This is a genomic window from Microseira sp. BLCC-F43 (genome assembly GCF_041929235.1).
Lineage (GTDB): Bacteria > Cyanobacteriota > Cyanobacteriia > Cyanobacteriales > Aerosakkonemataceae > Microseira.
In genome coordinates, this window is sequence record NZ_JBHFNP010000228.1 from 1 (window position 1) to 19,986 (window position 19,986).

A 19,986-nucleotide genomic window follows, 5' to 3' on the forward strand; every position below is an offset into this window, starting at 1 on the left:
TAAAGTTGCCCATAACCGAGTTTTGCTCTATCCGACTTTTGAACATCAACGCGCTGAACTGCTTAAAGCCGATTATGCAATACGAGTGCAACCAGTAGAATCGGGTTGGCATCCGGAAACGATTCGCATCGGTAGTTGGGCTGAAATTACGGATATTTTTCAGGTAAGCGAAGCGGAAACTGTAGCGGCGTTGCTACCGTATCATATTTGGAACGAGGAGTTTGCCAGCACGCGCCTGAAATGGAAGCCGCGCCAGCCACTGTACGTATTATTACTGAGGACGTACAAACTGCCTCAAGTCCGGGAAATTCAGTACCTGCCGGAATACGGCGGCTGCAAGTCTTGGATCGATTTAGCTGAAGATATTTCTTTAGAAGGAAGCGTGCCGGTGTTGGATGATGCAACGTATACCCAACAGGTAGGGGAAATCCGCGAGCTGAAGCCACCCCAGCCCTAAAGGGAGGGGGGTTCTAAATAGAATGATGCCTCTTCTTGGCTCTCCCCGAAGGTACAACATCCAAGACATTAACATCAGTATTTAAAACTTTTGTGGCGACTCGCTCTGACTCTGGAAAGATGCCAAAGTCAGCAGAAACTCGTCGATCTACTCGCGAGGCGCATTTCTGTTTTAGTCGCCTGGAAGCACGCCGCCAACAGGAATGGTTCCATACCTGACCAAGCTAATTTAGCTTGATCTACTTGGAGCAGGTTTTCGTCTACAAACCTGGATAAAAATGCTGAATATAAGTCTCTCTGACAAAGAACTCTCTTTTCTTTTTGAGAATTCCATATTGACAGGTTTGCGACAGCTTAGTTGTAGCGGTTAAGAATTCTATCACAGTAACGTCAGCACTTTCAGCCTTACGTCTTAAATGCGATACAAATTCCCCTGGTGCGCGTTTGATTACTAATTTTACGAAGAATTTTTTTAACGCTTTGTCGGATAACTTTTCTAGTTTAACAGTATTGCCAAGGCTTATAATTTCATTAACCAATCTCCCGTGCAGTGATTTTCTGTGAGCCGCCAACTTTCTTTCTAAATTAGCTTTACTTGTTCTGGTAGACTGATAAGCTTTGGAATTCTTCGGTGGTTTTCTTACCTTTCTTGACTGTCCCCTTCTTTTTACGACCTTTCCGAATGAAATCCCAGTTGTAGTTGTTGGGATTATTCGCCCTCCTAGACCGCTCCATTTTTCTGTGAAGGCAAGCGAATCTTCTTATCCGTAAACTTCAGTGCGGATGCAAATAAAGTTAACTTGGCTGAGTCATCACCAACAATGGCGATAGTAGACGGCGCTATGTCTAACCCAACAACGCCAGACCAGATGCGAGTTTTCGGCTTCTGAAATGGTCTACCTTAACAAACTAACTGTGCATAGTAGAAAGTTTTACCGTTTAATCGACGACGCAATAGCCGGACGTACTTAATTGGACTGTTTAAGCCGTGAAGGATTACCAAAGCGTAAGATTCTAAATACGGCTTGAGTTTAAGACTGCCCCAAACCAATGTTTCTTGCTGCCATCTAATCCCAGTTTTATTTGACTTACCTTCCCAGGAATCTAGCTGATTCTTGCCCTTAAATCTGACCTTTTTGGCGCGACCAAAGGCAACTCGTTGAGATGCCCCGAATGGGCGAGTAGCTAGTTTTTGGGCAGGATTGGAGTCAATATGCTTGTTAATCCAAGAATTGCGGATAGTGGTAGCAAAAACATGTAGGTCATACTCGCTATAACTGTATGCTTGATTGGCTTCTTTAAAAGCTTGACTTCTATTCTCCTTCAGTTTTCTAGCTGCTTGATATTTCTGGGACTGCTTGACCAATCTTAGGCGACGCATCGCTTCACCTAAGCAAGCGTTATAAAGTTGTCTGCCAGCTGCAAATTTAGACGATAAAACCCCGGCATCTGTTGTTGATACCAGTCTGGGTATCTCTACTACAAATGTCGGGGTTTTGCTTTTAGTCTTTGAAACTTTTTGAGGCATAAAGACCGCTACAAATTGGAAATATTTTACATCAAATTTCGTTGTGGTGCAAGATTTGACTGCCATCTTGATGCTATAGCACTTGGGACCGATGTCTTTAGCCTTTTGGCACTGTGCGCGTTTCCCGTGATTCGCTGGTTGCCGACTGTTTTGGCAGCGATATGCATACCCTAGCTTGCGCGAACGCAGCCCAGTTTGTGCATTGATTCATGCGATCGCAGCAACAACTTGTGGGGCAGTGTCATCGCTGCCCTTTTTTGTTGCTAGCCAACCTCAAACTAAGCGCCTGTTTAGTTTTACCTTCCCAAAATAGCTGTTGTCCTTGGCTGTGAGGGCGAGACTTCGCTGAGCGTTGGGAATTGACCAGATTGGTGGAAGCGATGGCACCTACACCCCTGGGTCATTCAGTTTCGTGAGCGTTCCAGATGTGCAAGGGAGATCAGATCTCAATTGACTGTTCCCAACAGATAAATTGCCAGACTAATTATTACAAAAGCCCACCAACTAAAAGCAGAAAATTTATCCCTACCCCTAGTTAGCGGGCGCTGTAGTTAAGCGAGGTGCTATCAGCTTTTTAGAATACCTGAGCCGCCCCAAGGATAAGAACAGCGAAACGGTTGCTTTGACCGTTGTCTACTGTATGTTTCTCTCCTTGAGAATGGTAATGGCGGATTGGGGCGAGCTAATAATTGCCAGAAGGCAAAGAGAGTACAGTATACACGCTGTACTCTCTTTCTCGAAAGCCATTAGCGCGGTATAGGTTCATCGTCTGGGTTATAAAGCTCTGGCTTTCGCGAACTTATGTATTCTTTAATTTGCTGGTCTGCTGGTGTGAGAAAATTTTTCGTACCTGCATAGTCCTTTATGAGGGCTTGCTGATCTTTATAAGACTCGCGGTCATCTTCATCTAGCAAGTCCAGGTGATGACCGAGAACGCGATCGACCTCAACAATCCAAAAACTCAGAATTTCACAATCGCTAGCAAGCGCTAATATTTCTCTTAGACGGTCAGCTTCCTGTTATGATGGATTTGGAAGATCTGCTAACTTGGCATACTCTAGAGCTAGCTTCATCACATTCGCGGAAGACTTTGACAATAGATCTCCATTTTCCCGATTTGACAAGATATCTTCAAGTTCATAATTCATTTGTTCACCTTTGAAAATCACAACACGATCTAGCGGGTTTTAGCTCTCTTTTTCGCAAACATTTGAGCCAAAAGTGTGCATTTTTTACAGTAAATATGCTGCAATCACAATAAATTTGCGCGGATTCGCATCCCTGAAATTAGTGTCGCTTAACTTTGTGTTTCATAAATCAGCGCGACACAAGTCAGCGCCAGTCACCCTAGGGCGACTTAAGTTAGTCAGCATCATTTAGCTTGACGCTGCAATGGTTAGTGATGCTTTCTCGCACTTGTGACATCCCTGCGACATTGGCTTTGCCAAAAATTTATAATTACCTGACCTATTAAAAATAGTTGTCACAAACGCCAGCCTCGACTCACAAAATAATGCCACTCAGCTTGCGTCACCCATGTACTACAATTATAGTATTTTTGGTGGATCTACTAACCTACTCCTTTATCGCCCGAAGGATACTGATTAGAAAGCAAGTGAGCAGGTGGGCTTTTAGGCAGGTGGTCAAGGTAAAACAGACGACAAGCGTTGATAGTCTTAAGCTGGAAAGGAAGTAGAAACAGTCAGTTCAGAATAACAGCAAGAGGGTGACAAACATCAGGAGTTATGTAATTTTTGAACTCCTGATGTTCTATAGATTTCCATTATTTCACCCAATTGCTCGATCTTGCTCTTGCAGCCAAGGAGCTTACTAATTAGTCGTTGTTGCTTGGCAAAGAATACTTCAACAAAGTTTAGTTATTTCGCAAAAAGGAAATATCAATGGATACAGAGGACATCAACAACCTATCTCCAAAATTTGACCGGGTGAGAGAGGAGCGTCACAGGTTTGATGCTGAGTTTCTAGAGCTACAAGACTCCAAAAGTTCGAGTGGTCGATTGATGTATGGTTTCCTGCGGCGAACCCTCAAGCAATTCTGCTTGAGTAACACCTACACAGAAGACTTTCCAGATTGTGGCAATTCCCTTACATGACTACAATCAATCGAACCCTTACGTGGCGGGGATTTCAGCCGATGTTATCTTAAAACCCATTGTAAAACATATTCTGTGCGTTCGCCCAGGGGAAGGGAGGCATATCGCTAGTCTTACATAACTACACAATTTTGAGGCAAAATGGCTATGAGTAAAGCAAAGCAAGGGTTTGGGCCAACGGAAGTTGCCCCGCAGGGGGCAACTTCGGTTTAGGGGACGGTAGCGCAATCCCAGCAATAACCTTGACCCGCAACTTTGGCAAAACTTTGTCCCATCTGGATTTCGAGGCTTTTGGCACTGGGGATTAAGGCAATAGCTGATAATAAAGATTGATTCTTTACCTGCATCAGCAGGCTATGTTTGTGTAGCCGCAACAAATGTCCTCTATCTATGGTATTAAATCTGACCGATTATCAAACGCCTCACAGCGGCTACCATTGGGATGGAAGCAGCCGTCGCTTTTTTGAAGGTTGGTATTACCGCGTCACCCTACCCCAAGACCGCCAAACCTTCGCGTTCATGTACTCGATTGAAGACCCCATCGGCGGCAAACCGTACAGCGGCGGCGGCGCACAAATTCTCGGTCCCAATGATGAATATCTCTGCCGCACTTTCCCGGATGTAAACAAATTTTGGGCAATTCGAGACGAATTAGCCTTGGGTCATTGGGGTAAAACAGATTTATGCAGCCTACCTGGATATCTCGACCCAGAAATCTTTGACCAACAGGTTCAAGAAGGCTATCAAGCCACCGCTACTTGGCATCAAGGTTACCTTAAAGACCCTGGTACTGGTAACTTTGCCCGCTGGCAATATTCAATTAAGCCAATATACGGCTGGGGAAACTCTGGACAAATCCAGCAATCAACCGCCGGATGGTTATCTTTTTTACAGATTTTTGAACCAGGATGGCAGATCTTAATGGCACACGGCCTCGCAACTGGGTGGATTGAGTGGAACGGCAAACGCTATGAATTCACTGACGCCCCAGCTTACGGCGAAAAAAATTGGGGCGGTGCCTTTCCCCAAAAATGGTTTTGGGTAAATTGCAACTGGTTTGAATTCGATCCCCCCCTGCCCCCCCTTAACAAGGGGGGGGTCCAAAATCCAAAATCCGATCCCCCCCTGCCCCCCCTTAACAAGGGGGGGGTGTGGTCAAAACCCGTTGGTGATATGGAAAAAATTTCTCCGGGTCATCCCTCTCCCTTGTCACCGCCTCAATCTCAACCAACTACTTTTGATCGCACCCACAAGGGGGGAGACCTTGCCTTAACTGCTGGCGGCGGCAGGAGGGGGGTATTGTGGTGGATGGAAGAGGTGGCGATGATTGGCTTGCATTATCAGGGCAAATTCTACGAATTCGTGCCTTGGAATTCCCAAGTCAGCTGGAATATTCAGCCTTGGGGTAGTTGGCAGATGCAGGCAATAAATGCTCACTATGAGGTAGAACTCACGGCGACTACCAATCTTCCCGGCACTCCCTTGCGCGCACCTACAGAAAAAGGCTTAGCTTTCGCCTGCCGCGATACCATGCACGGTAATTTAATCTTAGAATTGCGAGAATTGAGCGGCAGCGGATCTAAACTTATCCTGAAAGCTAGCAGTTCGCTGTGTGGTTTAGAAGTAGGCGGCAGTCCTTGGAATCAAACTTGGCGGTCGAGTTGAAACTCATCGATCTGCTATCATGGCTTTTGTACCTGGGGCTGTAGCTCAGCTGGATAGAGCGAGCGCCTCCTAAGCGCTAGGCCGCGCGTTCAAATCGCGCCAGTCCCGTGTTTGTGGTAATATAATTAACTTTTTCCCCTACTCGCGCTACCTGTGTAGCATTACAGGGAAAATGGTTAAATCGTGTCGTTTTTCCAACTGTTTCCCGCTCCGGTTAAGGGTATTCTGTAACAGGGGAGTCGTTAGCCTTGGCAATGACGTTCCGGCAATGTGTAATTGTATGCGATCCCTTTGATTCATGGTGTTGAGGATCTATTCCAGCAAGCAAGATTACAAGCAGCAGAAGAAAACTGCTCGCTTTAAAGGCAGGTTGTTTGTTTCGGCGCTGCTGCTACCCCTCCTGGCAGGGATAGGATATCGATATCTCAGAAGTTTTGACGAACCCCAAGCTGTATTAGTCTTGGGAGGCTCGACGAAATATTTAGAGCGAGAAAGATTTACAGTAGAATTTGCGCGTCAGCATCCAGATTTACCGATCTGGGTTTCTGGCGGTAGTCCAAATAAAAGGTATATAGAACGGTTTTTTGCTAAAGAGGGTATTTCACCGAGTCGCTTGCACTTAGATAATCGGGCGGTGGACACGGTGACGAATTTTACTACCCTGGCAGATGACTTAAAAGCTAGAGGAATTAAGAGCGTTTATTTGATTACTTCTGATTACCACATGCGTCGCGCCAGTGTTATTGGCGAGATTGTTTTGGGTAGTCGGGGAATTGTTTTGAAACCAGTTTCAGTGCCTTCTGAAAAACCGCCCGAACCTGTTGAAAAATCCGTCCGCGATGGGGCAAGAGCTATCCTTTGGGTGGTGACTGGGCGCACGGGATCGACTCTCAGCCGTTTTTTTCAGAACCATTAATCTTATTTCTATCTAACGCTTTGATATCGTCAATTTCTAATAAACTAATAATGACTCCGGCAATGGGAATTGCCAGAAAAACTCCCAACAATCCTGCTAATCTATACCCGACTAATAAAGCAAAAAAGCCAACGACGGGATGAACGTTGAGCGAATATTGCATAATTCTAGGGGCTAGCAAGTTATCTTTGAATTGCTGAATCACGATGCAAGCAATCAGGACATTCAGAGCTATCCAACTGTTTTGGGGTAATAAAATTAGACAAATTAAACTAATTCCTAATGCCGCTCCAATTCCAGGTATCATCTGAAAAATTCCGGCGATCGCTGCCAAAACAAGGGCAAAAGGAACTTGTAAAACTAAGAAAATAACGAACGCCGAAAAGCTAAAAAACAAACTTAAAATTAACTGCCCGCGAAAAAACTCTAAAAAATTGTGCTGAACGATGAGGGTAAACTTATGACGTTGTTGCTTGGGAACAAATCTCAGGATAAAATTCCAAAGCTTTTCTCCATCGAGGAGCATGAAAAAAGCCACAACTTCAATCAAGATAAACTTGATGAAGTAATCCAACAAAATTGGGGAACTAGCGAGAATAGTCCCAATGCTAGTCCCGATAAATGCGATATCTTGGTTCTGCAACCGGACTTCAAACGCCCGAAAATCTACCTTGACATGACGAGCATTGAGATATTTCTCAAGTTGTTCTACTAAATTGTTTAGGTAACTGAGAAAATCGGGCAAACTCTTGTCAACCAGTTGTTGTCCCTGGGATAATATTGTCAATCCAACTGTGGCAGTAAAACCGACAATTATTACAAGGCTGAGTAAGAAAACAAAGCTAGCTGCTACGCCGTGGGGTAAAAAACGGCGCAGCCATTTCACCGGATAGCTGAGTAAAAAGGCGATAATCGCAGCAAAGCTGAAAATGACGACTACGCCTTCAAAGTAAGCTAACAGCTGTACTAGCGCCCATCCCGACGCAAAGAAAAGCAGAAAGCGAACCAGCGCCAAATTACTCAGTCGATTCCAAAAATTTTTTGCAGGTGGTTCACTCATCTTTTCTCCAGGTAGATGCCCGAGAATTGAGTTAAGATAATCTGGTTCCATGACTTACGAGATAGGGAAGTCTTAAACCCGGTACGCCGATTTTAAGCAGCTGGCAGTTCTTGAATCAGTACGTAAGGTTGTACGATCAGGGCGTTAAACCGCTGGGTTGGGTTGCTATTCCAGGCTTCTTTTTGGATATCTGAGGGTTTATAGATCAGTTGTTCCCCGATCCAGCGCTGCACCGATGGTACGTTATCGTTGGCGATGGCAACCCCCACATCCACCAAATCGAGTCCAGTAGCGACTACAATCAATGAATCGCGCTTCGCGTGGGGACACAGCCAAGTCCATTCTGCTTCATCTAGCGTTGCCGCTAATTCTGCTCTTAAGTCTTGCATTAGTAAAGAACTGTTACCGATTATGGCTCATTTTAACTTGCGATCGCGCCCCACAGCGTCTATCGCGCTAAAGACTCGCTCTGACTCAACGTCCTAAATCGTACAGCGCGTTAATTTGGGCCGCACACCGCTGGGTTATCGACTCTAATTCTGGGCGATCTGTAGAACTAGGGGGATCGATTAACTCACCAATCCGCACCGTCACCGGCACCAGACGAGGCATTGCAGAACCTTCCGCCAAAATTTGACTCGTCCCCCACAAACTCACCGGCAATAAAGGTGCTTTCGCTTTAGCTGCAATCAGTGCAGCACCCAGCTTAGGTTCTGTAATTCGTTCATCTGGCGTGCGAGTCCCCTGCAAAAACACACCAGTCGCCCACCCAGCTTCCAAATAGTTGAGCGCTGCCCGAATTGTACTCCGATCTGCGGCTTCACGCTTGACTGGATAAGCACCATACAATTCAATCGCTTGCTTGAGAACGGGGACTTTAAACAGTTCTTCCTTTGCCATGTAAGCTACCGGACGCCGCACGCAACAGGATAAAATCGGCGGGTCAAAGTAACTGGCATGGTTGCTGACGACCACCACAGGTCCTTCTTGCGGCACATTTTCTGCCCCATAAACCTGCCCCCTAAAGTAACAATTAAACATGGGGCTAACAACCGACCACTTAAAGGCATGGTATAGCAATAAACTGGCAAATGGTTCGCGATTTCTACCCATAATTAATTTCTCTCCACATTAATAATACTGGCAAGGGAGGAGTATAGAATCAATCTGTTACATCTGGCTCTTCATCCTGCTAGACCAAATGTTTCGCTGCTCTCACTGCTACTTCCAGTGATGGGTATAGCTGGCAGTCAGTGTATATTTCCCCGTCTGGACTCAGGCACTGAATGCAATAGTTGCTACTACAGGCATATACCCAGATTATCCAACCCCGGTAGCTCGAAACAGTCATTTGGTAACTTTAAACACAATAAATTTACGCTGGAAAATCAACCGCACATGATATGAGGTATTTAGGGGCGGGTTTTACCAATCACCTTTGCCAACAGCGAATAATTGAACTAAACCCGCCCCCGTTTTTAACCAGGCAAATCTGCTGCACTACCAATATTGACCAAAGTTAAATCCGGACAAGCGCGTTTAATTAAACCCGTTAGTACCTTACCGGGGCCAATTTCTATTACTTGTTCAATGCCTTGTTTTGGTAATTCTGCTTGAATTTCCCGCCACCGCACCGATCCGGTCATTTGTTGGGTAAGACGCTGCTTAAGAACGCTACCATCTACTGACGGTACTGGAGCGACATTTGATAATACTGGCACCGCAGCATCTGAAAACGAGACAGAATCAAGAACTTCTTTAAATTCCGTTGCGGCATTTGCCATAAGAGGCGAGTGAAACGCACCGGATACATTTAAACGAACGGCACGTTTTGCTTTAACTTGAGATAGGATGGCTTCTACTCCTTCTGGCGTGCCGGAAATAACAACTTGAGACGAACTGTTATCGTTTGCCAGGACAACATCAGGATTTTGAGCAATTTTTTCTTCTAATTCTTCGCGTTTAAATCCCATGATAGCCGCCATCATCCCACCTGCGGCACTATCCATCAATTCAGAACGACGTTTGACTAATTTTAAACCCGATTCAAAGTCAAAAACAGAAGCTGCATAAAGCGCGACATATTCTCCTAAACTATGACCTGCAACTAAGTCTGGTTGATTTCCCTTTTCTTTGATTAGATCGGCGAGTATGCTTTCTACTACATACAAACAAGGCTGAGTATAAAACGTGCGCGATAGTTTGTCTTCCTTGCTTTTACATATTTCGGGAACCGACCAACCTAAAATTTGCTCTGCTTGTTCAAATTTAGTTTTAGCATTTGGCAGTTCTAATAAATCTAATCCCATGCCTATTGCTTGCGAACCTTGTCCTGGAAATACCCATGCAGTTTTTGTCATTTTTATTTCGGTAATTGGTAATTGGTAATTGGCAGACAGTCAATTAATCGAATACAGGAGGCCATAGTTCTGCGACCGGCAACTCCCAACCAGGGAATAATTCTGGAATGGTTAGAGTATCTTCGTTGTTCAGTAAAGTTGGTTCGCTACTATAGCGATAAACTGTTACTGTTTGTTTGTCTGGGTCTATTATTATACCTACCCTTGCTCCTATTTTCAATAACATTTGAACTTTTTCTTCTATTTTTTTCTCTGGATTTACGGGATTTAATTTCTACAACTAAGTCGGGAACTAGAGAGGCAAAATTACGGTGATTCTGACGCAATCGTTCTGTTAAAACAAAGGATACATCGGGGGCGCGTAGGTCTAAATTGGGCAAAATAAAGCCACCACTTGAGTCAAAAACTCGTCCCAGTCTGCGAGGCTTAACCCAGTTACCTAGAAGTCTGATCAACTCGGCTCCAATTTCACTGGATTCAATATCTGATGGCTCCATAATAACGATATTTCCTTCTTGCAACTCTAGTTGATAGTCTAGATATTCTAATGACAGTTGCCCTTGGATTTTTTCTAAATCTTCAACGGTTAAAGACATACAAATTATCCTTAAATTAGCTGCTTTTAACTTTTCTTAATTTTAATCGAATACGGGAGGCCATAGTTCAGCGACGGGCAACTCCCAACCAGGGAATAATTCTGGAATAGTCAGGTTATCTTCGTTATTCAGGACGGTTGGTTCGCTATGGGGGCGATAAATTGTTACTGTCTGTTGATCTGGATCGATTATTATTCCTACCCTCGCTGCTAGTACGAGATACATTTCTATTTTTTCTTCAATTTTTTTAAACCTATCTGTTTTAGATTTAATCTCTACAACCATGTCAGGAATTAATTGACCAAAGCCACGAGGACTTTGCCGCAATCGTTCTGCTGAAACGAATGACACATCAGGGGCGCGTAAGTTTGTATCAGATAGAATAAAGCCACCGCTAGAATCAAATAATCGTCCTAGTTTTCGCGGTTCAATCCAAACGAACAAAAAGGCGATTAAACGCGCGCTAATTTCACTGGATACAATATCTGATGGCCCCATAATTACAATATTTCCATCTTGCAATTCCATCTGATAATCTAGAGAAGCATCTTGCAATAATTCTTGTATTTTCTCAAAATCCTGTATGGTTAAATTCATAGCACTTGTCCTCAAACTTTCCGTCAGATGTTAATAGATAATTGCTAATAATTAATTGCTTACCCTTACGATTAGCAATTAGCAATTAGCAATTAGCAAATAACTAACCCCATTGGAAGATAGCAGCACCCCAGGTTAATCCTGCACCGAAACCAGAGGCGGCGATAGTATCTCCTGTTTTAATTTTGCCTTGACGGACGGCTTCATCGAGGGCGATGGGAATTGAGGCGGCGGAGGTATTGCCGTAGTTGGCGAGATTGCTGATAACTTTGCTATCGGGAATTTTGAGGCGAGAGGCGACGGCGTCGAGTATTCTTTGATTGGCTTGATGTAAGAGTAACCAGTCTAGTTGGTCAACGCTGAGATTGGCTCTAAAAAGGGCTTTTTCTATAACTTCTGGGACTCTTTTCACGGCGAAGCGATAGACTTCTTGACCGTTCATGGTAATGGGTTGGTAGATGCCTTTGGCGACACTAACCCCTGGAATCAGTTCTTGGGGCTGGGCTTGGTAAGCTAGGCTGAGGAAGTGATTCTGAGTGCCGTCACTTTTGAGTTCAAATCCGAGTAGGCGATCGCATCCTTCCAATGCCTGTAACACCACAGCCCCTGCTCCATCTCCAAATAATACGCAGGTGCTGCGATCTGTCCAATCTACCCAACGGGAGAGGACATCGGCTCCAATTAACAGTACGTTACGATAAACGCCCATGCGAATGAACTGCGCCGCCGTGACCATTCCGAAGACAAACCCCGAACAAGCGGCGGTGAGGTCAAAAGCGACGGCGCGAGTTGCGCCTAGTTGCGCTTGAATAAGACTGGCACTGCCAAACAGGTCGTCAGGGGTAGATGTTGCCAGGATAATCAGATCTAGATCTTCTGGTGCGATCGCTGCCATTTCTAGCGCATTTTTGGCAGCAGATGTTGCGATCGCGCTGAGGGAATCCTCTGGCGACGCCAAACGCCGCTGTTTTATCCCGGTTCTGGTTGCGATCCACTCATCAGATGTTTCTACAATCTGAGAGAGTCCGAAATTATCCACACTAGCTTGCGGAGTGCAAGCCCCACACCCTGTAATGGCAATGCCTGCCTGAAATTGTTCCAACATTATTCTCCATCAGCCGCCTGAGCAGCGGTTTTCTGATACTGGGAACTAATGCGTTCCAGTACCTGGTGATCGACGGCTTCTTTTGCCAAGCGAATTGCATTAAATATCGAAGGTGCTTGGGAAGATCCGTGACTGATAATGCAAATTCCCGCTACTCCCAACAGCAAACCGCCACCGTGTTCGGCGTGATCCATCCGCTGCTTGATTCGCTTCAGGTTTGGTTTGAGGATTGCTGTCCCCAACATCCCATTCAATCCTTGGGGTAACTCTTCTTTGACGATGTTTAGCATCACTTCGCCTACAGCTTCGGCAAATTTTAATAACACATTGCCGACAAAGCCATCGCAAACGATCACGTCAAAATTGCCCGAAAGGACATCCCGCCCCTCGGCGTTGCCCACAAAATTAATTTTGGGATTTTCCTTCAGCAGTTGGTGAGCGCGAATTGCCATATCGTTGCCTTTGCACTCTTCCTCGCCGATGTTGAGTAACCCCACCTTGGGATTTTCCACATCCAGCACGTATCTGCTGTAAACCGACCCCATGACGGCAAACTGATCCAAAAACTTAGGACGCGAATCCACATTCGCTCCCACATCTAAGATCAGTACGGGTTTGCCCGCAATCATCGTCGGAAAAACCGCACCAATCGCTGGGCGATCGATTCCCGGCAATCTTCCCAAACGCAGTAAAGCCGCTGCCATAGCCGCCCCGGAGTGTCCGGCTGAGACGACCGCATCCGCCCGCTTTTGCTTCACCAAGTCCATCGCGACGTTGATCGAAGCTTTGGGCTTGCGTTTTAAGCCGCTAAGTGGCTCCTCGTGCATTTCGATTGTGCCTTCTGAAGGCACAATTTCAATGTTATGAGAACTGGTGTGTTGGTTTAGAATCGCTTCGATCTGAGGGACATCCCCCACCAGCAACACCTCGACATCCAATTCTTCCCTGGCTCTGAGCGCCCCTACGACGATTTCGGAGGGTGCGAAATCGCCGCCCATAGCGTCAATTGCAATTCGTGCGCGAGTTGATCCCATTGATCAAAGTTATAGAAACCTCAAAAATTCTACCAGATGGCTCTCACCCGAATCTCACCCAGATCGGGGAGATTTGGCAGATGTGGAAGTAGTATCTTCAATAAACTGCAACAGCTTTCCCCACCCGCGACCTTCGCGCGTGCCATATGGCTCTGATCCCAAGATATACCTATTGGGAACCGCTCCGCCAGATGCTTGAGCTTCTTAAGCAGGGGGGCAGGGGGCAGGTGAGTAGGGGGGCTGGTTTTACCCATAATCGAGGACTTACGCTTGGGCGACCTAGAAACCCGGTTTCACAGCTGGGATCTCTGGTTGCTTGTCGCAGATTTTGCCTAGAAACCCGGTTTCACAGCTGCGATCTGTCGTTCCAAGTCGCAGATTTTTCCTATAGTAATCTTTGGCAGTTTCAGACAATTGAACGCGCAACCGACCCTTTTGGGTGGGCGAGGTGGGAGAAAAACACTATTGCAACAGTTTTAAGAGGCAAAGGATCGGTATGATTACTGTCTGGGATTCGATCTTGGGTCAATAGCTCGTGGGTTATGTGGCTTTCCCCAGCTAAGTGTGCGAGTGAGGAAATTTAAGTCTATTTAACTTGCTTTTCCGGTAGAAACCAAAATCTGTCGTTAAATCTCTCTGAAAATCTCACCTGCACACCTGCACACCTGCCCACCTGCCCACCTGCCCGATGCGTGAATTGGAGAGAACGGAAACATGCTGGAATTATTTAGCTCTGGGGTAATGTCTGTATGGCTGGATATGGCAGGACTGCATCGCTCTAAACTGGATGCTGATAAGCGACTATCTTGGCTGGATACGCCCGGATTTGTCGTTCCAGCGCAGCCAGAGCCAGCTACGACGGCGACCTTAGCGCAATATTTCAAAGATTTAGCGAGTAAAGGCCCCAGCGGGGGACAGGCGGTGTGGATGCAGTCTGGCCCGGTATTGTTGGCGAATAAGCAGGGGACGACGCCAAAACCTGCGGCGTCCCTGACAAAGATTGCTACAACGTTGGCGGCGCTGACAATTTGGCAACCTTCCCACCAGTTTGAAACGCTTGTTAGCGCTACTGGGCCGATTCAAAATGGGGTGTTGCAGGGGGATATGGTGGTGTCTGGGCGGGGCAATCCGGTGTTTCTGTGGGAGGAAGCGATCGCTCTCGGCAATGCCCTCAATCGCATGGGCATCCGCCGCGTCTCTGGCAATCTCATCGTTTCCGGCAATTTCGCCATGAATTACGCCCCTACCCTCGCCGAATCGGGTCAATTGCTCAAACTTGGACTCAATGCTAAAACTTGGCCTCGCATTGCCAGTTTAGCCCACCGTTCCATGGCTCCCGGAACCCCCAAACCCCTGTTACAAATTGCCGGTAACGTCATCGTTGCGCCCGAGCCAACCTCGACTCAATTGCTGTTACGTCATCGCTCGCTGCCATTATCACAAATTCTCAAAATTGTCAATGTCTACAGCGATAATAAGCTATCGCAAAAGATTGCGGATTTAGTGGGGGGTCATCAAGTGGTGGCGAATAAGGCAGCAGCGATCGCCGGATTCCCCAGAGGGGAAATACAATTGATTAACGGTTCCGGACTGGGGGTAGAAAATCGCATTTCTCCCCGCGCCGCTTGTGCGATGTTAGTAGCAATTCAACGCAAATTGCAACCCTACGGACTGAATATTGGGGATGTATTTCCAGTTTCGGGGAGCGATCTCACGGGTACAATGGTCCAGCGGCAGATTCCCACCGCGACGGCGATTAAAACCGGCACCCTGCGGGATGTGAGTGCGTTAGCGGGGGTAATGCCAACGCGCGATCGCGGGTTAGTTTGGTTTACGATTATCAATCGCGGCGGCGATATCATCGGGTTACGCGCCGAACAAGACCGATTTTTGCAAAAATTAGTGCAACAGTGGGGTGCAACGCCTCCCCCGACGACGATTGTTCCCCATCCTAGTAGCGTAAACGTGCGATCGCATTTGGGAGATGCCAAGCGCATTGAAATTGTCTTTGGTGGGTAATGGGTAATAGGTAATAGGTAATGGGTAATGGGTAATAGGAATACATTTTACCAATTAACAATTAGCAATTAGCAATTAGCAATTACCAATTACCAATTACCCATTACCGCTTCTTCAATTGTTCCGGAATAATTTCAATCGAGACTTGACCGTCATTGTTACCACTCCCGCCGCCGCTGACGCTTACAGTTTGATCCTGAAGTTTTCCCACAGCTTTTGGTCCGCTTAAATTCATCGGTGGGTTAACTTGTTGATAGTTGACATTTCCCGTCGCTTCTACAACTTGGGTGGGAAGAAACCAAGTCATTTGGTCGGCAAATATTTTCGATTGTCGTCGCATTTCTACCCCTTGGACGCTGCCATTTAAATAAGCAATTTTTGGTTTTAAATCGACTCGTCCTTTCATGGCGGTTACTGTCATTTGATGTTCGCTATGGAACATTTGAACTGGTTGATCCGAAGTAATAGTTTCGGCGTTGAGGTTCCAAACCATTAAGTTACTGCTAACTTGGACGGGAGGGGTGGATACAATGACTTGGGCGTTTTGTTTGAGGGTAGCAGTTTTAGCTTTGAGGTCAACTTCTCCTTGCTGCCCCAATGCGCGGTCGGTGATGGTATTTTTTTTATCGTAGCGGTCGATTTGGATGAAGCGATCGCTTATTACTTTTTGCTGTTCCATCTGCCAAACTAAATATTCTCCCTTGAGATGTAAAGGTGGTTCTTTAGCTGTCGCCACCACCTGACCGACTAATTCCATTCGTCTGGCGCGACTAAACGACCTCGCTTCTTGCGCCGCGACTTGCATTTGTTTATGAGTACCATTAACTTGGTTGCGGACAATTAAAACATCTTCCTTTGGTCGCCATTCCATTTCATTACCGCGCAAAACTGCCCCATCTTGAGTATCTACGGCAACAATTTGACCCCTTAAAATAATTTTATTTCCCTCTTCATAAACTTCCCCCTGTTGGGCGGTGATTTGATAGACTAACTTTCCATCTTGAAACAAGTCACCGAAGGGATTTTGAACTTGAGCAGTTTTCTTATCCTTGCTGTAGATTGCTTGCTGAGTCTTCACTTTCCACAAAGGTCGCCCCTGTGCGTCGGTTTGTTCCAGAGTAATATTATTGAAAGTCAAGTTAGTTTCAGAACTTTGGATCGCAACGCTATCTTTCTCCAATTTTTTTTGGGTGCGTCCCTCGCTACTGCAAGCGGCAACACCTAACAGCAGTAACATCAATAAAAACTTCAGGGTGAGAAATTTACTCATTTCCATTCTTGCTTGGGAATAGCTAATGGCTAATCGCTAATGGGGGAAAAACAATTAGCCATTAGCCATTAGCTATTAGCAACGATTGTATCGTTTTCTGTTTGCCGCTAGGAAAAGCGCGATCGCGCTCAACCCGATCGCCATTCCCGGTTCTGGGATGCTGGTATTGAGAGGATTATTAGGTTTATTCAACCGCTCTTTACCATTTTCCACCTTACGGTCGAAGCGGTCGGCAGCTGCTTCTGCTTTTTTGAGTGCTTCCCGTTGTTCGTCGTTGACGAGAACAATCATGGAAGAATAGGGCGTGACTATTTTATAGGTTTTTGCGATCGCATGTATCCCATCAAGTTGCCCTAGTTGTTTCCCATCAATTTGCTTACTCAATCCCTGCACCAGCATTCGCGCCGCAAATGGTTCAAAACCCGGCGAGGTTGTTGCGGCATCGGTGGCTTTTTCCAAATACCAAGCATAACCATCTACTACACTTACCACCGTAGGTTTAATTTCAACTTTTTCCTTTGTTTCTGCATTTGCTACAGGTTGAACTGGAGGCTGAATTTGTTTCGCAAAAGCTGCCGTTGTCGCTAAACGCTGCAATACTTCCGGCAAGGAAGTCGATACCCCACCGCCACTATCTTGAATTGCTTTTAAGGTAGCATCATCATAAGCAGGCGGTAAAGAACCCAAATGCACCAACCACAAAGGAGCAGACATTTTTGGCACATCCTTGCTATTATCGGACAATTCGTAACTGCCCTCATCCGTCACCAGTAAAATATCGTCGTAGGTTTTATTTCCCTGCAACTGTACAAACTGGCGCAACATTTCCTTAATTTGTAGCGTGCCGTAAAACGTCTTTTTGCTGAGATTAAACTTGCGAATATCCTCGATAAATTCAGGTTCTCCGCCACCCGCAGCGGTTACGTACAACTCTGCTTGATTATTAGCTAAAACTTTTTGCTTCAACCAATCGAATGTTTTGGCTAATTCTTGCTTTTGGTTTCCCATACTGCGAGAAGTATCGAGAATGACTGCAAACCGCTTACCTTGTGGTAAAACATAATCGCGATCGCTTAGAGGTTTGGCAGTAATTCGGTAGCCATTAATATCAACCTGATGCCAGCTAGATGATTGGGAAGATGCTGGCAAAGATGCCTCTAACCAATCTTTTTCAAACCCCTGAATTGCTTTGCCATTGCGGATGCGTTGGGTGTCTTTTGTCCAGAAAATATTGCGTTTTTCGCCTAATTTAGGAAGTTGCCACCCATTTTCAGAACGCATCACTTTATAAGTCAACCACAAATGCATTTCTGTAGGTCGATTATTCGAGTTATTTCTTTCCCAAGTTCCTAATTTTGGCGGAATGGGAAATGCACGCAAACGATAGTGTCTGGAACCAACTTGTTCTAACAATGCCGGATCGACTGGACGTTCGCGCCGTACTTGGGAATTATAAACTTTTTGGGCAGCCCCGCGCGGCGAAACGGTGAAAGGAAAGCGCGAGGAAAGTTTATCGGTATCTCCTAACCAAATGCCTGCGATCGTTGCACTTTCTGGCAAAGAGAAAGAATAGAAGATTTCCTCAACATCAAAGGTTTGGTTGTTGTAAACTTCGTAAATTTCTACATCTGCCCAATTTCCCTGTTCTTTAATTGTCACTGCTTGTTTTTTCAACCAGACCTTTTTCTGATTAATATTTAACAACCCAGCTTTGGCATCATCCAAAATTGCGGTGGATTTCAAGGCGCGTTGAACTGCTTCCCGTTCTCCTTTTTGCAGGGGGGTATCGAAGAACTGAGCATAGAGTTTTTCGGCTTTTTGGTCGTCGGTGCGATCGCCTTGATATAAAAAGGGAGAAATCAGTTGATTATAACTGTTCTGCAACCCCTGTAAAATCGGTTCTGGCAACTTAAAAACATCGCGATACATCCCGTGAATTTGGTTACTTTCCTCCCAAGTACCGAGATAGCGATAGGAAGATAAGTAACCATTCACCAATCCCTGACGGATATCTTCCGACTTGGCAAGGAGTTCTTGTCGTTGGTTATCTGTTTTTGGCGGATTTTCTAACAGCTTAAACGCTTGAATTTGCGGCTGTTGTTGCAACACCATAAACAGCAGCATCCAAATTGCTACTACACCTAAAAATATTTGTGCTGTTTTGTTGCCTCCGTTTTGAGCAGCAAAAGCGCGTAAAATGCGCTGTCCTGAATGAACGTATAATGCTGCCAAACCAGAAGGCATTGCCAAAAACAAACTAGCGCTTACAGCAAAAAGAATTGTGAAAGTGGGTATCGTCCAAAGTGCTGACCAGAAATAATGAGTCAATTGCCACCAAAACGCTTCTAACCATCGAAAAGAAAAGAACGCCGCCAGCAAAACACTTGCCGCAGGTACTGCATAAAACAGCAGCAAAACTCCCACATATAACCCCACAAAAAGCATCAAGCTATGTGCTGCTAATTGCGCCCAAGGTAACAGAATAATTGCGATCCGCGATCGGTAAAAACGCAAATACAGATCGTTTTCTTTTCCCAAATATCCCCAAAGTAGTTCTACAACAAAGGCAAAAATGCAAATAATTACCGTGCCTACAATCAGATTACTTGCTGGGGTAAGTTCCCGCAGCACGAATAAACGGACAATACAAAGGAGAAAAAAAGGAGCCTCTACGCCATAAAATAGACGCATTAACTCTAAAGGACGTTTGCGAAATTGCATCCAACCGCTCAAAGTGCAAATTGTTGGTACTGCAATTAACCCAACTAGCGTAATTAAAAATTCCCGTTCGATCTCCCCCGCAAAAGTTGCTTTTGCCAAGGGAATGCCAATAAAAGGCAATATCCCTACATAAACAACTAAAAGAAACGTGAGATTCCACAACCAAAAAATCCCGTGGAATGCGACGTGCAGTAAGGTTTTCATGCTTACACTCCAATAAGCGGATAACAGCGCCTCTGGGATAGATGCCGTCACCGACACTATACCCTTATTTTCCTCACCGCAAGAAGGATAATTTTGGGATTTATTGGAGAAATTTGTTACAAAAATTTACATTTATTTGACGCAGGATGAACCAAGAAACCGGGTTTATTTGTAGAAACCCGGTTTCTTGGGGTAAGTCCTATTAATTTGATGCAGGATGAACCAAGAAACCGGGTTTCTTTTTTTCAGAGAAACCCAGTTTCTTTGCGTAAGTCCTGATTTAGTTTGTAGAAACCCAACAACCCAAGACTAATACATTGGGTTGAGGTACGAAACCCAAC

The 19,986-nt window shown here is 45.5% G+C and carries 19 protein-coding genes, 1 tRNA gene and 1 pseudogene; 7 read left to right on the top strand and 14 right to left on the bottom strand.

Annotated features, from left to right (window positions below):
- Both ACE1CM_RS30180 and ACE1CM_RS30185 read left to right on the top strand, forming a co-directional pair.
- The coding region (locus ACE1CM_RS30180) for a DUF1802 family protein (RefSeq protein WP_374882545.1) at positions 1-457 on the top strand (457 nt) is incomplete at its 5' end.
- A 90-nt stretch (positions 458-547) separates the two neighbouring features.
- Positions 548-694, top strand: a complete 147-nt coding sequence (locus tag ACE1CM_RS30185) for a hypothetical protein (RefSeq protein ID WP_374882546.1) — start codon at positions 548-550, stop codon at positions 692-694.
- Between the two features lie 22 nt (positions 695-716).
- Here the strand turns inward: ACE1CM_RS30185 and ACE1CM_RS30190 are convergent, their stop codons facing one another.
- The 3 genes from ACE1CM_RS30190 to ACE1CM_RS30200 form a co-directional block, all read right to left on the bottom strand.
- Positions 717-1,028 carry a hypothetical protein gene (locus tag ACE1CM_RS30190; protein ID WP_374882547.1) on the bottom strand — a complete coding sequence of 104 codons (312 nt, stop codon included), beginning with the start codon at positions 1,026-1,028 and terminating at the stop codon, positions 717-719.
- Between the two features lie 329 nt (positions 1,029-1,357).
- On the bottom strand, positions 1,358-1,984 hold the full coding sequence (locus ACE1CM_RS30195; RefSeq protein ID WP_374882548.1) for a hypothetical protein: 627 nt from the start codon (positions 1,982-1,984) through the stop codon (positions 1,358-1,360).
- 1,019 nt (positions 1,985-3,003) lie between these two features.
- A complete protein-coding gene (locus tag ACE1CM_RS30200; RefSeq protein ID WP_374882549.1) occupies positions 3,004-3,132 on the bottom strand; it encodes a hypothetical protein in 129 nt (42 codons plus the stop codon).
- 753 nt (positions 3,133-3,885) lie between these two features.
- Here ACE1CM_RS30200 and ACE1CM_RS30205 point away from each other — a divergent pair.
- Positions 3,886-4,098, top strand: a complete 213-nt coding sequence (locus tag ACE1CM_RS30205) for a hypothetical protein (protein WP_374882550.1) — start codon at positions 3,886-3,888, stop codon at positions 4,096-4,098.
- A gap of 18 nt (positions 4,099-4,116) precedes the next feature.
- Here the strand turns inward: ACE1CM_RS30205 and ACE1CM_RS30210 are convergent, their stop codons facing one another.
- Positions 4,117-4,428, bottom strand: coding sequence for a 4-Cys prefix domain-containing protein (locus ACE1CM_RS30210; RefSeq protein WP_374882611.1), 312 nt, complete (start codon positions 4,426-4,428; stop codon positions 4,117-4,119).
- Between the two features lie 60 nt (positions 4,429-4,488).
- Between ACE1CM_RS30210 and ACE1CM_RS30215 the strand changes: the two genes are divergently transcribed.
- The 3 genes from ACE1CM_RS30215 to ACE1CM_RS30225 all read left to right on the top strand — a co-directional run bounded on the left by ACE1CM_RS30215 (position 4,489) and on the right by ACE1CM_RS30225 (position 6,679).
- Positions 4,489-5,763 (top strand): tocopherol cyclase family protein, encoded by a 1,275-nt coding sequence (locus ACE1CM_RS30215; protein ID WP_374882551.1) that lies wholly within the window; start codon positions 4,489-4,491, stop codon positions 5,761-5,763.
- 34 nt (positions 5,764-5,797) lie between these two features.
- A tRNA-Arg gene (locus tag ACE1CM_RS30220) sits at positions 5,798-5,871 on the top strand.
- Between the two features lie 190 nt (positions 5,872-6,061).
- On the top strand, positions 6,062-6,679 hold the full coding sequence (locus ACE1CM_RS30225; protein WP_226575839.1) for a YdcF family protein: 618 nt from the start codon (positions 6,062-6,064) through the stop codon (positions 6,677-6,679).
- Here the strand turns inward: ACE1CM_RS30225 and ACE1CM_RS30230 are convergent.
- The 8 genes and pseudogenes from ACE1CM_RS30230 to plsX all read right to left on the bottom strand — a co-directional run bounded on the left by ACE1CM_RS30230 (position 6,654) and on the right by plsX (position 13,431).
- Complete coding sequence (locus ACE1CM_RS30230) at positions 6,654-7,739, bottom strand: AI-2E family transporter (RefSeq protein WP_374882553.1); 1,086 nt, start codon at positions 7,737-7,739, stop codon at positions 6,654-6,656. The genes ACE1CM_RS30225 and ACE1CM_RS30230 overlap by 26 nt on opposite strands.
- 92 nt (positions 7,740-7,831) lie before the next feature.
- Complete coding sequence (locus ACE1CM_RS30235; RefSeq protein ID WP_374882554.1) at positions 7,832-8,128, bottom strand: DUF2288 domain-containing protein; 297 nt, start codon at positions 8,126-8,128, stop codon at positions 7,832-7,834.
- 85 nt (positions 8,129-8,213) lie between these two features.
- Positions 8,214-8,852 carry a lysophospholipid acyltransferase family protein gene (locus tag ACE1CM_RS30240; protein WP_374882555.1) on the bottom strand — a complete coding sequence of 213 codons (639 nt, stop codon included), beginning with the start codon at positions 8,850-8,852 and terminating at the stop codon, positions 8,214-8,216.
- A gap of 365 nt (positions 8,853-9,217) precedes the next feature.
- On the bottom strand, positions 9,218-10,099 hold the full coding sequence (gene fabD, locus ACE1CM_RS30245; protein WP_374882556.1) for an ACP S-malonyltransferase: 882 nt from the start codon (positions 10,097-10,099) through the stop codon (positions 9,218-9,220).
- A 43-nt stretch (positions 10,100-10,142) separates the two neighbouring features.
- A pseudogene (locus ACE1CM_RS30250) lies at positions 10,143-10,695 on the bottom strand (Uma2 family endonuclease).
- A 42-nt stretch (positions 10,696-10,737) separates the two neighbouring features.
- Positions 10,738-11,292 carry a Uma2 family endonuclease gene (locus ACE1CM_RS30255; RefSeq protein WP_374882557.1) on the bottom strand — a complete coding sequence of 185 codons (555 nt, stop codon included), beginning with the start codon at positions 11,290-11,292 and terminating at the stop codon, positions 10,738-10,740.
- A 103-nt stretch (positions 11,293-11,395) separates the two neighbouring features.
- The gene (locus ACE1CM_RS30260) at positions 11,396-12,397 is read right to left on the bottom strand and encodes a beta-ketoacyl-ACP synthase III (RefSeq protein ID WP_374882558.1); all 1,002 of its coding nucleotides are present in this window, start codon (positions 12,395-12,397) and stop codon (positions 11,396-11,398) included.
- On the bottom strand, positions 12,397-13,431 hold the full coding sequence (gene plsX / locus ACE1CM_RS30265; protein ID WP_374882559.1) for a phosphate acyltransferase PlsX: 1,035 nt from the start codon (positions 13,429-13,431) through the stop codon (positions 12,397-12,399). The genes ACE1CM_RS30260 and plsX overlap by 1 nt, the downstream gene beginning before the upstream one ends.
- 714 nt (positions 13,432-14,145) lie before the next feature.
- Between plsX and ACE1CM_RS30270 the strand changes: the two genes are divergently transcribed.
- Positions 14,146-15,450 carry a D-alanyl-D-alanine carboxypeptidase gene (locus tag ACE1CM_RS30270; RefSeq protein ID WP_374882560.1) on the top strand — a complete coding sequence of 435 codons (1,305 nt, stop codon included), beginning with the start codon at positions 14,146-14,148 and terminating at the stop codon, positions 15,448-15,450.
- A 103-nt stretch (positions 15,451-15,553) separates the two neighbouring features.
- Here the strand turns inward: ACE1CM_RS30270 and lptC are convergent, their stop codons facing one another.
- Both lptC and ACE1CM_RS30280 read right to left on the bottom strand, forming a co-directional pair.
- Entirely contained in the window at positions 15,554-16,720 is a 1,167-nt protein-coding gene (gene lptC / locus ACE1CM_RS30275) for an LPS export ABC transporter periplasmic protein LptC (RefSeq protein WP_374882561.1), read from the bottom strand.
- Positions 16,721-16,795: 75 nt separating this feature from the next.
- Positions 16,796-19,645, bottom strand: a complete 2,850-nt coding sequence (locus ACE1CM_RS30280) for a TIGR02921 family PEP-CTERM protein (RefSeq protein WP_374882562.1) — start codon at positions 19,643-19,645, stop codon at positions 16,796-16,798.
- Positions 19,646-19,986: the final 341 nt, after the last annotated feature.

Excerpts from the sequence above, each read along its gene's own strand:
- ACE1CM_RS30195 (WP_374882548.1), bottom strand. The coding sequence starts at position 1,984 with ATGCCTCAAAAAGTTTCAAAGACTAAAAGCAAAACCCCGACATTTGTA.
- ACE1CM_RS30200 (WP_374882549.1), bottom strand. The coding sequence starts at position 3,132 with ATGAATTATGAACTTGAAGATATCTTGTCAAATCGGGAAAATGGAGAT.
- ACE1CM_RS30205 (WP_374882550.1), top strand. The coding sequence starts at position 3,886 with ATGGATACAGAGGACATCAACAACCTATCTCCAAAATTTGACCGGGTG.
- ACE1CM_RS30215 (WP_374882551.1), top strand. The coding sequence starts at position 4,489 with ATGGTATTAAATCTGACCGATTATCAAACGCCTCACAGCGGCTACCAT.
- ACE1CM_RS30225 (WP_226575839.1), top strand. The coding sequence starts at position 6,062 with ATGGTGTTGAGGATCTATTCCAGCAAGCAAGATTACAAGCAGCAGAAG.
- ACE1CM_RS30230 (WP_374882553.1), bottom strand. The coding sequence starts at position 7,739 with ATGAGTGAACCACCTGCAAAAAATTTTTGGAATCGACTGAGTAATTTG.
- ACE1CM_RS30235 (WP_374882554.1), bottom strand. The coding sequence starts at position 8,128 with ATGCAAGACTTAAGAGCAGAATTAGCGGCAACGCTAGATGAAGCAGAA.
- ACE1CM_RS30240 (WP_374882555.1), bottom strand. The coding sequence starts at position 8,852 with ATGGGTAGAAATCGCGAACCATTTGCCAGTTTATTGCTATACCATGCC.
- fabD (WP_374882556.1), bottom strand. The coding sequence starts at position 10,099 with ATGACAAAAACTGCATGGGTATTTCCAGGACAAGGTTCGCAAGCAATA.
- ACE1CM_RS30255 (WP_374882557.1), bottom strand. The coding sequence starts at position 11,292 with ATGAATTTAACCATACAGGATTTTGAGAAAATACAAGAATTATTGCAA.
- ACE1CM_RS30260 (WP_374882558.1), bottom strand. The coding sequence starts at position 12,397 with ATGTTGGAACAATTTCAGGCAGGCATTGCCATTACAGGGTGTGGGGCT.
- plsX (WP_374882559.1), bottom strand. The coding sequence starts at position 13,431 with ATGGGATCAACTCGCGCACGAATTGCAATTGACGCTATGGGCGGCGAT.
- ACE1CM_RS30270 (WP_374882560.1), top strand. The coding sequence starts at position 14,146 with ATGCTGGAATTATTTAGCTCTGGGGTAATGTCTGTATGGCTGGATATG.
- lptC (WP_374882561.1), bottom strand. The coding sequence starts at position 16,720 with ATGAGTAAATTTCTCACCCTGAAGTTTTTATTGATGTTACTGCTGTTA.
- ACE1CM_RS30280 (WP_374882562.1), bottom strand. The coding sequence starts at position 19,645 with ATGAAAACCTTACTGCACGTCGCATTCCACGGGATTTTTTGGTTGTGG.